This is a genomic window from Tatumella citrea, assembly GCF_002163585.1.
Classification (GTDB): domain Bacteria; phylum Pseudomonadota; class Gammaproteobacteria; order Enterobacterales; family Enterobacteriaceae; genus Tatumella; species Tatumella citrea.
Window position 1 is genome coordinate 3,081,948 of sequence record NZ_CP015579.1, and the last position, 11,350, is coordinate 3,093,297.

General features: G+C 49.1%; 13 protein-coding genes and 1 pseudogene. 9 read left to right on the plus strand and 5 right to left on the minus strand.

The annotated features are described in order from the left end of the window. Window positions 1–100 precede the first annotated feature (100 nt). From A7K98_RS14740 to A7K98_RS21600, 3 genes are all read left to right on the plus strand, one after another. On the plus strand, window positions 101–460 hold the full coding sequence (locus tag A7K98_RS14740; RefSeq protein WP_087489248.1) for a hypothetical protein: 360 nt from the start codon (window positions 101–103) through the stop codon (window positions 458–460). A gap of 228 nt (window positions 461–688) precedes the next feature. Continuing rightward, window positions 689–1,354: a LysR family transcriptional regulator gene (locus A7K98_RS14745; protein ID WP_232461547.1), complete on the plus strand. Its 666-nt coding sequence runs from the start codon at window positions 689–691 to the stop codon at window positions 1,352–1,354. Continuing rightward, on the plus strand, window positions 1,303–1,512 hold the full coding sequence (locus A7K98_RS21600) for a type 2 periplasmic-binding domain-containing protein (RefSeq protein ID WP_232461548.1): 210 nt from the start codon (window positions 1,303–1,305) through the stop codon (window positions 1,510–1,512). Before A7K98_RS14745 ends, A7K98_RS21600 begins: the two co-directional genes overlap by 52 nt. A 179-nt stretch (window positions 1,513–1,691) precedes the next feature. Here A7K98_RS21600 and A7K98_RS14750 read toward each other — a convergent pair whose 3' ends face one another. Next, a complete protein-coding gene (locus A7K98_RS14750; protein WP_087489249.1) occupies window positions 1,692–2,204 on the minus strand; it encodes a helix-turn-helix transcriptional regulator in 513 nt (170 codons plus the stop codon). Between the two features lie 643 nt (window positions 2,205–2,847). Between A7K98_RS14750 and A7K98_RS14760 the strand changes: the two are divergent. The 6 genes and pseudogenes from A7K98_RS14760 to A7K98_RS14785 form a co-directional block, all read left to right on the plus strand. After that, window positions 2,848–3,695 (plus strand): annotated as a pseudogene (locus A7K98_RS14760) (helix-turn-helix domain-containing protein); the annotation flags it as partial. 55 nt (window positions 3,696–3,750) lie between these two features. Beyond that, window positions 3,751–4,158 carry a DUF2000 family protein gene (locus A7K98_RS14765; RefSeq protein ID WP_087490529.1) on the plus strand — a complete coding sequence of 136 codons (408 nt, stop codon included), beginning with the start codon at window positions 3,751–3,753 and terminating at the stop codon, window positions 4,156–4,158. 332 nt (window positions 4,159–4,490) lie between these two features. Next, entirely contained in the window at window positions 4,491–5,111 is a 621-nt protein-coding gene (locus A7K98_RS14770; RefSeq protein ID WP_087489251.1) for a hypothetical protein, read from the plus strand. Window positions 5,112–5,189: 78 nt separating this feature from the next. Continuing rightward, window positions 5,190–5,816 (plus strand): cytochrome b/b6 domain-containing protein, encoded by a 627-nt coding sequence (locus A7K98_RS14775; protein ID WP_087489252.1) that lies wholly within the window; start codon window positions 5,190–5,192, stop codon window positions 5,814–5,816. Beyond that, a complete protein-coding gene (locus A7K98_RS14780) occupies window positions 5,809–6,573 on the plus strand; it encodes a molybdopterin-dependent oxidoreductase (RefSeq protein WP_087489253.1) in 765 nt (254 codons plus the stop codon). The genes A7K98_RS14775 and A7K98_RS14780 overlap by 8 nt, the downstream gene beginning before the upstream one ends. 35 nt (window positions 6,574–6,608) lie before the next feature. Continuing rightward, window positions 6,609–7,502, plus strand: coding sequence for an oxidoreductase (locus A7K98_RS14785; protein WP_087489254.1), 894 nt, complete (start codon window positions 6,609–6,611; stop codon window positions 7,500–7,502). 99 nt (window positions 7,503–7,601) lie between these two features. On the opposite strand, the gene A7K98_RS14790 is transcribed toward A7K98_RS14785, so the two are convergent. From A7K98_RS14790 to A7K98_RS14805, 4 genes are all read right to left on the minus strand, one after another. Next, entirely contained in the window at window positions 7,602–8,528 is a 927-nt protein-coding gene (locus A7K98_RS14790; RefSeq protein WP_087489255.1) for a 2-hydroxyacid dehydrogenase, read from the minus strand. A 197-nt stretch (window positions 8,529–8,725) separates the two neighbouring features. Beyond that, entirely contained in the window at window positions 8,726–9,556 is an 831-nt protein-coding gene (locus A7K98_RS14795) for an MBL fold metallo-hydrolase (protein ID WP_087489256.1), read from the minus strand. 198 nt (window positions 9,557–9,754) lie between these two features. Further along, window positions 9,755–10,285, minus strand: coding sequence for a sugar ABC transporter (locus tag A7K98_RS14800; RefSeq protein ID WP_087489257.1), 531 nt, complete (start codon window positions 10,283–10,285; stop codon window positions 9,755–9,757). Between the two features lie 151 nt (window positions 10,286–10,436). After that, window positions 10,437–11,309, minus strand: a complete 873-nt coding sequence (locus tag A7K98_RS14805) for a LysR substrate-binding domain-containing protein (protein ID WP_087489258.1) — start codon at window positions 11,307–11,309, stop codon at window positions 10,437–10,439. Window positions 11,310–11,350 lie beyond the last annotated feature (41 nt).

The window sequence follows — 11,350 nt, forward strand, 5'->3', positions numbered from 1 at the left end:
CCAGTCAGCAGCTGAATCTGCAGCCGGTTTAAAGAAATGTGACACTCCTGTGGTACTATTTAGCAACATTGTTAGCCGCCATATACCGAAAAAATTGAATATGTCACTTCCTGTCTCCGGTTTTCGCAGCCGAAAATTTTACCTGTTACTGATCCTCGTTATCGCCATCGTTGCCTGGTGGTGGCCGAAAAAAGTGGAACCACAGACAATGGATTACTATCAGTCGCTATTGTGTGCCGTGGTTAAAGGACCAGAGCACACATCAGAAACAGATTTCACCCAGGTACTGAAAAGAACCGTTGAAGGTTCTAATTCTGATTACTCTTTAAGAAAGTACCATTACGACAGCAATGCAGGGGATGCAGTCATCCGCCAATGGAACAAGCTTTCTGTGAGCCAACAGCTGCAGGCAAGAAATGATAGCCATCAGTGTCTGCAGCTGATGCGATCTGTCGCATAAAACCAGCCATTAATTTTCTGTCAGCACTCTGTCCACCGAAAATATTCATAATACTGAACAGTTCCGGTGGGCAGTATTCAAACATTAAACGATAATGATAATCAATAACATTATTTTTGTTATAGATTTTTTATTTATCGTTACCCCGCAACGATGCTCCTGACAGGGTTAGTACAACGCTGACTGACTGTGCTATAACTCAGAAAAATTCGCTGATGAACCGGAAAAATGAAGTATCCAGATCTGAATCTGATTATCGCGCTTGATGCACTGCTGGAAGAAGGTTCAGTCACCGGAGCCGCGAGACGTATGAATCTCAGCCCACCAGCGATGAGCCGCACACTGACCCGAATCCGTGATCAGCTGGGGGATGCTATTCTGGTAAAAAATGGCCGGAAAATGGTCCCTACCCCCAGAGCCCTTGCGCTGCGTGAACAGATTCATCAAACCATGGAAAATGCCATTCAGGTGTTGCAGCCAGAATCAGCGCTGGATTTAGCCTCACTGGACCGCACATTCTCTTTACACGCAAATGATGTATTTATCAGTGCATTTGGCGGACAGTTACTGGAGCGATTACGACAGCAGGCACCGAATGTCGGACTCCGGTTTACAGCAGAGAATGGCAGTGATGAGGACAGTCTGCGGGACGGTAAGGTCGATCTGTATATCAGTGCAATGCGACCAATGCCTGAAGATATTCATGTTCAGTCACTGTTTTCCACCCGTTTTATGGGGCTGGCTCGTGAAGATCACCCTATTTTTTCGGCGCCGGTCACCCTCAGCGTTTTGCTGCCTATGAGCAAATCAGTGTTTCGCGACGCGGCCGCGCCAGAGGGCCAATGGATAAATGCCTGGCTGAAGCCGGGCTGGTACGAACGGTTTCACTGGTAGTACCAACATTTCATTCTGGCGTTTTCTCGTTGGGCAATTCAGACCTGATTCTGCCGTTACCGGAACATGTTGTAAGTGCCGTATTGCGGATGGGAATAAAAACCCGTGCTTTCTCGCTGCCTTTAGCACTGGAGCCCATTCCGGTTATCCAGGCCTGACATCCGCGCTTTCAAAAAGAGGCTGCTCATCGTTGGTTAAGACGGATCATTTATGAGCTCTGTCTTTCGGCGTCAGATATTATTTTGCTGCTGACCAACAGGCCGCTGAAACGCTGGCATCGTCACTGGTTTGAGCATCAGACAGCCCGGGCGGGTTGAGGCAACCCGCCTTGACCCGCCTATGATAACGCCAGCAGACCTTTGTCGGCTAACCGGCTGGCTTCTTTGCTGATATTGACCTGCATGGTTGCTACAGCAACCTCAGCAAGCCACTGAGGAATCTGATAATTCCCCCGCAACTGTAACCAACTGAGGATATCTGTCAGATGCCATAACGAGGTTTTACCTTCATGGACCGGAGAAGGAAAGTTTCCTGGATAAGCGAGCATCAGTTTCCGCATATTTTGTCGTGAAACTCCAACCAGCTCTGCAACATCCGTTAATCCCACCAGATCGGGGGCAGCTTCAGTCAACAGTGCTGAAGGCACAACGTTTTTTATCCCGGTGATAGCCTGCCGGATTGCCTGTACTGCACTTTCAGACTCTGTTGTAAATTCAAGGGCCAACCTGCCAGGCAGACCAACACCGATGACGGCATCATCACATCCTGCAGCAATCAGCCTCCCGACGATATTATGTTGGTTAGCATCCAGTTCAGACAGTTGGTATCTCAGCGTGAAGATAAATTCCATTTCAACTCCTTAATGTTCCGTGCAACGGCCTTTGCCAGGATATGCACATCTGTCTACAATCCGGCGAAGTGCTCTGGCATGATTATGCGGGTTCTTTGGAGTGCACCACACACAGAGAATACAAAATTCGCCACAACGACAATATTTATTATTTTCAGGGCAATACATTTTCCCCCAGGCATGGCTGCCTCCTGTCACAATCTTCCATCCATGAGCTTCTGCATACAAAAGCGCTTGTTCAATCTCTTTGTGTGGGTGTTTCGCCCTGCTCATAACTCTTCCTCAAGCATATTGATCTCCCCCCCGGGTTGTCAATTGACAACCATGATATTAATTTCCTCTGATTCTTCCTGGTCCAGCGGTAGTACCGGAAACTTGCAGGATCTAATCCACTCAGGTAATCAACAAATGTTGCCGTGAAAAGTTGTAGGGAGGCTCGTAAATCATCGCTACATCTGGCAGGGTTTTGGCGGCACGCAGCGAGGTGTTACGCTAAACTAAATTAACTCCGGGGTGAGCCTTCTGACTTGTACGCCTTCACACTTAGGACTCTCCTGCTGGTTTCAAACGATAATTGCCCTCTGGTCACTTCGCCACATGTGGTCAGAATCCTGTTAAACACTTGCCGCAGACAGTTATGTAAATGAACAAGAATAACGTGATAAATGACTGGGTTAACATTCGACGTGACCACCAGACTGGCATTGAAAGTATCCATGCTCATTTTTGCGGCCATGCCTACGACGCACATGATCATGATGAAGTTTTGGTCGGAGTAACCCAACAAGGACTGCAGCGTTTTCATTGTCATCGTACACTGCATACCAGCCATCCCGGCCGGGCAATTTTAATTGAACCCGGAGCTGTTCATGACGGACATGCTATCGAAAGTGAGGGTTTTACTTATCTGATGCTCTACTTACCCCAGACCTGGGTTAGTGGAAATATGCAACGCAGAGGGCTGGGTGACATCTCCGATCTGGGAGCGGCATTCAGCCACACCCTTACGGATGATCAGATGCTGATCACTGCGATCCGTCAGGCTTTTTTTGCGATTCATCACCAGGAAGGACGGCTCGCGCGTGACCAGTCACTCGATGAACTTATCTTTTTGCTTTCCCGCCATATCAGTCAGGTTTCCTCTGCCGGGCATGCAGATGATTCACTCAGAAAAATCTACCAGGTCAGAGATTTTTTGCACGACAACATGGAGCTGGATATTAGTCTGGAGGAGTTATCTGCGCAGACTGGTATTGACCGGTTCCGCTTAAGCCGGCAATTCAAAAAAGTTTTTGGCCAGTCTCCGCATGCCTGGCGGGTACGGCTGCGTCTGAAAACAGCCCGCAGTATGCTGGCTCGCGGAATCGAGCCTGCGGTGGTTGCTTAAGCCGTTGGTTTTGCAGATCAAAGCCATATGGGCCGCTGGTTTCAGCGTGCATATCGCATGAGCCCTGCACAATATCAACGAAGTGCACAAATCTTCCAGAACGGATATCGGACAATTTCATAAGATGCTTCTTCAGAAATGTTTGGAGTACAGGCAACCATGTTCGATACCAAAATTGTTTTTGTCATTCGTGAAGATCTTGCCGTCTGGCAAAAACTCAACGTCACAGCGTTTCTCGCCACTGGCATTGCAGCAGATTCCCCGGAGATTATGGGACAACCCTATGTAGATTCCGGCGGGCGTCAGTACGGAAAACTCGCTGGTCAGCCAATAATGATCTTCTCAGCAGATACTGAAGGATTAAGGAAAGTACAGGCCAGGGGATTTGATCGGGAGCTGGTTATGATGCCATACGTTTATCCGATGTTTTCAACGGGAAATGATGAGGCTAACAGAGAAATATTTCAGGCAGAGCCTGCAGAAAATATGGACCTGGTAGGGCTGGCCATGCGCGGTCCGAAAAAAATTATCGACAAAGTCATTAAGGGACTCTCGCTGCACCAATAACCGGTGAAGTAAACCTTGCCGGTAAACAGTTTGCTTCATTTCTGCCACAGTCTCCTCCGTTCTTAGCTAAGAGCCTGTGGCTAAACCATAGCGTTACTCACCGCTGCCTGCCTATGTTCTGCCTGTCTGTAATCATTCTAATAACCCATGACAATGTAAGGATTTTATACTGTTTATGAAATCTTTAATCACAATATTCTGCTGTTTAATTCTCGACCTTGAGCCGTTTCTCGTTCAATCTGGCTACTATTAACAGATGCAGTTAATTATTCAGGGAAAGGAATGTAACGTCCCTGACCGCAGTTTTTTCGTGCAGAAATACGGAGCGTATTATGATGAAATCTTCACGTCTTGCTGGCCTGCTACTTTCTACACTGTTACTAAGCAGTGGTGCATTCGCGGCCGATGCAGGGCATATCATTAAGCCAACCCGTGGAACCATTGATTCCGTGACAGCCACGGAGCTTCACCTGACTACCCGTCAGGGCGAAAAGCTGGATGTCAAACTCACCCCTGAAACTAAAGTCACTGAAGTGACTACCGGTAAAATGTCCGATATCAAACCTGACAGCTTTATCGGTACTGCAGCGGTTCCACAGGCTAACGGTACTCTGAAAGCTCTGGAAGTGCATGTTTTTGCCCCAAGCCTGCGCGGCAGTGGTGAAGGTTTCAATCCGTTCGAATCCCCGGACGGAAAAGTCAACACAATGACTAACGGTACCGTTGGTAAACTGGTCAATGCTAATGGCCGGACCCTGACCGTGAAATATCAGAATGGTCAGAAAACCGTAGTCGTCCCGGATGATGTTCCGGTCGTACTGTTGGCTCCGGGTGATCGTAGCCTTCTGAAACCTGGCGCACATATTATTCTCTTCCCGGCAAAAGACGCTTCAGGTGCCCTGGTTGCCAACCGCATTTCGGCAGGCAAAGACGGCGTTACTCCACCGATGTAACTTAACAGCTTCGGACTACCATCCATTTACCCTCCATAGCAACGGTGGTCCGAAGCTTTTTCCGGCAAGGGAATATTCATGCGCAAATCCACTGTCCACCCCTGGCCTGTCCGGTTATGTCACTGGCTTAATGTGCCGGTGATGGTTGGCATGGTGATGAGTGGCTGGGGGATCTATAACGCCGATCCGCTATTTAGTTTCAGCTTCCCGCAAAAAGCTACCCTTGGTGGCTGGCTGGGTGGGAATATTGCCTGGCATCTTGCTGTAATGTGGGTACTGGGTCTCAACGGGTTAATTTACCTGAGTTGGGGGATACTGAGCGGCCACTTCCGGCGGCGCTTTTTTCCGTTAACTGCCGGCGCTGTTGGCCAGGATATTTCTCTGGCGCTGCGCTTTCGCCTGCCTCACCGTTCCCGCAGCTATAATGCAGTACAAAAACTGATGTACCTGTTGGTCTTACTGGCAGGCGTCTTATTAGTGCTTTCCGGGCTATCTATCTGGAAACCCGTCCAGTTCAGTTCTCTGGTCGCTCTGATGGGGGGATTTGCTACCGCCCGTTATGTGCACTTTTTTGCCATGAGTACGATTGTGGTGTTTGTGTGTATCCATGTTTTGATGGTGATACTGGTACCCAAAACACTGCCTGCAATGATCACCGGCGGGCAGGCATCTCCTGAAAATGCCCCGGAACAGAACCATGACTGAGAAGAAAAAACCTGCAAAATTAATCGCTGAGCCAGATCAAAGGCGATTGTTGGTCAATCTTGAACGCCGTCTGATGATTAAATCCGGGCTGACGCTTGGGGCTGTTTCTATGTTGACTGGCTGTAACATGCAGGACGGCGATGACGTTGATAAAGTCTTGTGGGCGATGTCGCGCTGGAATGACAGAGTACAGAGCTGGTTATTCAGTGGTCAGAAGATGGCCCAAACTTATCGTCCTGATCAACTGACCAAACCTTTTCGCTTTAATGCTTATTACCCCGAATACAATGTCCCTGATATTGATATCCCTAACTACCGGCTGGAAGTTTCAGGAAAAGTCCGTCACACCACGCCCTGGACTCTGGAGCAACTCAGGGGCCTTCCGCAAAACAGCCAGATAACACGGCTTATCTGTATAGAAGGATGGAGTTGTATCGGCCAATGGGCGGGTATTCCGCTGAAGACTTTTTTAGAACATATCGGTGCCTATTTGACCTGCAAATATGTCGGATTCAAATGTGATGACCGCTATTACACCAGTATCGATATGGCGACCGCCCTGCATCCACAAACCATTCTGGCCCTTGATTTTGATGGACAGGCATTGCCTCCGGATTTCGGCTATCCGCTACGACTGAGGGTTCCTACAAAACTCGGTTTTAAAAATGCCAAACATATTGCGGCTATTTTTGTGACTGATAATTACCCGGGTGGCTACTGGGAAGATCAGGGCTATAACTGGTTTAGCGGTGTCTGATTTTTCGCCTGATAAATGAATTTAGGAGAGTAAAGATGGTTTCCCGACAACAAAAAACTGCCCTCATCGGGCCAGGTGCAATTGGTACAACAATTGCTGCTGCATTGTTTGAAAAAGGCCACCACCTGCAGATATTTGGTCGTACCGCCCACCCTCACCTTGAATTACGTCATGATGATGGAAGTATCATTGTGCCTGGTCCGGTAAAGACGGATCCATCGGAAGCTGAAGGTCCGTTTGATATTATCTTTGTCGCCGTTAAGCAGACACAGACAGAAGCTATCACTCCCTGGCTTAAAAAAATGTGCGGACCAGAGACTGTTGTCTGTGTACTGCAAAACGGAGTTGAGCAAAAAGAGCAATTCGCCCCCCTTACCGGGCAGGCGACAGTATTACCTTCCGTCGTCTGGTTTCCGGCCCAACGGGAATCCGATACGCTGGTCTGGTTGCGGGATAATGCACGGCTCACTCTGCCGGACACGCCTCAGGCCCGTCAGGTACAAGTTCTATTGCAGGATACCCGTTGTGCTGTCGATCTTTCCGATGATTTTGTCTCTGTAGCATGGCGAAAACTGCTGCAAAATGCGGTTGCCGGACTGATGGTATTAAGCCTGCGTCGTGCCGGAATGTTCAGACGTGACGATATCATCGCCCTGGCTGAGCGTTATATTGAAGAGGGACTGAAAGTTGCCCGGGCAGAAGGTGCCACTCTTGCTGACACAGTTTCTCAGGATATTATCAACAGATTTCGTCTGGCACCGACCGATCTGGGAACATCTATTCTTGCCGATCGCCAGGCAGGTCATCCTCTGGAATGGGATTGCCGTAACGGGGTTATTCAGCGCCGTGGTAAACAGCACGGAATTCCGACCCCAGTCAGTGACGTCGTCGTACCGTTACTCGCCGCTGCCGGTGAAGGACCGGGCTGAGTTGAGGCAATAGTTAAAGCCCCCCGCTGTCCCTCATCCGTGTCATTGTGCAATGCGGGACAGTCTCAGTAATGGCTGGTTAAGGCTTGCGGAAATCGCTTAATAGCCCCGAACCGTATCTAACTGCCCGGATACCGGTAGCCCGGCTTCTAATGCCACAATTTTCTGCGCGATTTGCCCGACGGAATTTTCAATCAGCGTCGCTGCGGCAATGTGTGGAGTAACCACGACTTTAGGATGCTGCCAGAACGGATGCTCTGCCGGTAGTGGCTCCTGCTGAAAAACATCCAGAGTTGCTCCTGCAATCTTCCCGTTATCCAGAGCGGCAAGCAGATCATCTTCCTGCAGATGCCCTCCTCTGCCAACATTGATAATGTAAGAACCCTGCGGCATGTGAGAGAAATTTTTGGCGCACAAAATCCCCCGGGTGGCCGGAGTTAATGGCAATAAACAAACCACCATTCGGCTGGCTACCAGAAAATCCTCAAGCTGCTCATCTCCGACATAACAGGTAACACCTTGTTGTGTCTGCCCGGTTCTGGTCCAGGCATTGACCCGAAACCCGAGATGGCACAGGCTATGCGCCACTGCCTTGCCCATAATGCCAAACCCCAGGATTCCTACCGGGAAATCATCTTTCCTGCGTGGTGCCAGGCTTTTCCAGACCTGTGTTACTGCCTGGCGGGCATAGCTGTCCATCTCACGGAAATGATGTAATACCGCCTGGCAGACATAATCGCTCATCTGCTCAGCCATACCGGCATCTTCAAGACGGAAAACAGGAACATTACCGGACAAATTAATATGACGGAAAGCATCAACTCCGGCACCGGCATTAAATACCGCTTTCAGTCCGGGTTGCTGTTCAAAAAGTTCTGCTGAAGGCTGCCAGACAATAGCAAAATCTGCCGCCGCCATCCCTCGTTCCCAGACATTCACCGTTGCCCCGGGCAGAGCCTGTTGCAGATGTTCCGCCCAAAGGCGGGCTAATTCAGTATCATCACCAAACTGGCAAATTATCTTCATTGCAGAAAATCTCTATACAGGCCAAAGAGGCGCCATCTCTGTTTAGTACAACCGGATATGTCACCTAAATTCAGCGCTACACCTTAGGATAATTACCGGATAAAAGCACCTGATTTATGGGCAAATAGCGGCTCATTTATGCCCCAGTAATGAAGAATGATTTTGGCTGCCAGAAGTTGCGTGATAGTAGAAATTGCTCAACGATCGTAGCTTAAATGAAAATGTTTACCCTGTTTTCGGATCATCCCAAATCCGGCATCGGCGAAATGCATACCTGCCACTGACAACTGCTCCGCACTCACCTGTTCCAGTAACCGTAACCGGGTGTCAGCAGCCAGCTGTGGATCCTGATCAAATGCAATACTTACTCCGGGGTGGCTAATCTGGATTTCCGGGAAGTGAACAATATCGCCCCAAATCAGTAATCCCTGGTCACCAGAATTCAGTGAATAGCCACAATGGCCCGCCGTATGTCCCGGCAGATGTAATGCCGTAATTCCGGGCAACACTTCCCCTGCGTTAAACGTACGTATATTTGGCCGGTATAACTCAAAAATATTACGGGCAAACAGGAAATTACCACGGGCACGTTCTGCTGCACGACTCAGGCAGGCATCGTCCTGCCAGAAATCAATTTCCTGCTGATGAACCACCAACTCTGCCTGCGGAAACAGCGCTTGTCCTGCTTCATCAGTCAGACCACCGATATGGTCAGGGTGTGCATGAGTAAGAAGGATACAGTCAATGTCAGAAGGCAAAACCCCCGCACCCGCCAGGCTGGCTGTCATCTTTCCTCCCCACTGTTTAAACCCACCAGCACCGGCGTCTATCAGCACGGTCCGCCCGTGGCCACGCACCAGATAACTGTTAATGTGTACTGAAGAAGGATCGGTAATTCCTGCCTGGAGCTGTAAATCGACCGCCTGTTCAGGAGTAATGCCGGAAAGGAGCTCCGGACTAATAGAGAGGAATCCATCACTGAGAGCGGTTATCGTGAATTCACCTACCTGTTTTACCACTGATTCCATCGTTATGACCTTCAATACAGATGTTGAGTTTTACGCGATCACCGGATGAATCTGAACACATCAGGCGATTCAGTCTGGTATCACTGCTTATGGCAAAGCCGAAAGTAGTTATCTGCAACAGCACACGCTGAGCCGCTATCAACTGCTCTGCTTATTCTGAGTCTCTGACTGGCTAACCCGGAATAGCCCTGCGTAATATCAGGCAGACATGACAAGCGGTGTCAGTTGGTCCGCCATGGGCTGATAACAAAATACTCCCTGAGATAACAGGTCCTGAATATCCGAAATTTCCTCACTGGCAACGGCTATCCAGCGCTGTGAGGGAAACTGATCCAGGGCGACCGCCTGCAAATACTCCGGAGATATGCCAGCTTTAAGTAGTGGTTCGGGCCCGGATTCACTAATCAGCAAAAAGTGATTTTTTCTGACTGCGGGTGCCAGAGAGACTCCGGAGTAAATATTACGTCGCCAGTCAGTGATATGCGGTTGCCAGCGGGAAAAGTTACCCCCCCCTTTTTGACGATACTCCTCCCCATGCAACACCTCAGTGCTTCCGATAGTGTGAACTGCAAGATATTTCGGGCATCCGCCATCTGTCGCCCGAAAACGTTGAGAGGTCAAAAAACCACTGACCGAAATTAACGCCGGTAGCTTCTGTTGGCTGTAAAAATCATTCCATTCAGCTTCACTGCCCGGATCCGAAAAACCACACTCCACAATATACAGCATCACTCCTCCGTCACCGGTGATTCACACCAGCACCATATTGACTTCGGGTCATGGTAATAAACAGAAATAGCAGTTTAAAACGATATTTTGGCACGCTTCAGTGATAAAAAATCAACCTGAACGATGTAATCACTATTCTGCATTTGTTCTCTTATGGAAGATATTGTGCCGAATAGAGTGCAGCCTGTTCCGTCAGCCAGCGTATCAATGTGTGGCAATGAGGATCGGCAATTTCATCATTTAACGTGATAACGGCCAGTGTCTGACCTTTCTGTCTGCCTCCCCATGGAATATGTAACCTTCCGGATGCCAGTTCCGCAGCAACATAAACCTCAGGAACCAGAGCAATACCAAGCCCGGCCAATGCTGCATCAATCAACATCGAATACAGATCAAATCTGGGTCCTGCCATTGTATTGGAGAGCGGTACCGGGTTGGATTGTGCATAGTCTCGCCACGCATTAGGAGTATTACGTTTATGCAATAACATCTGCGACGATAAACCATCAGGACGACAAACCGGTATCAGGTATTCATCAAATAAAGGGCGGAGATGGTGCCCCACCCAGGCAGGATGACTAAAATGCACAGCAGCATCAAAACCACTTCCTGCCAGTGGAAAGGGTTTTGTCCGTTCTGACAGATTCACAATGATATTCGGATACTGTTGTACAAAATCCGGCAGTCTTGGGATAAGCCAGCGATTGGCAAAGGTCGGGATAACTGCCAGTTCCAGTATTCTGCCATCTTCGGGTTGAGCAACCAGTCGCAGGCTTTCCTGTTCAAGTCGTCCCAGAATCTCCCTTATCTCTGCGGCATAACGCAGTCCTTGCCCGGATAATTCGACACGGTTTCCACGACGAAGAAATAAGGTTGTACCTAACTGAGCTTCCAGCCGGGCAATCTGGCGACTGACAGCACCTTCTGAAATAAACAGTTCTGTTGCTGCCCGTGAAAAACTGCCATGCCGGGCGCTGGCTTCAAAAGCAATTAATGCCGGGGTCCCCGGAAGAATTCGTTTCAACGGGAGGATCTCCTGATGTTCAGTGGCGACATTCAGAATAA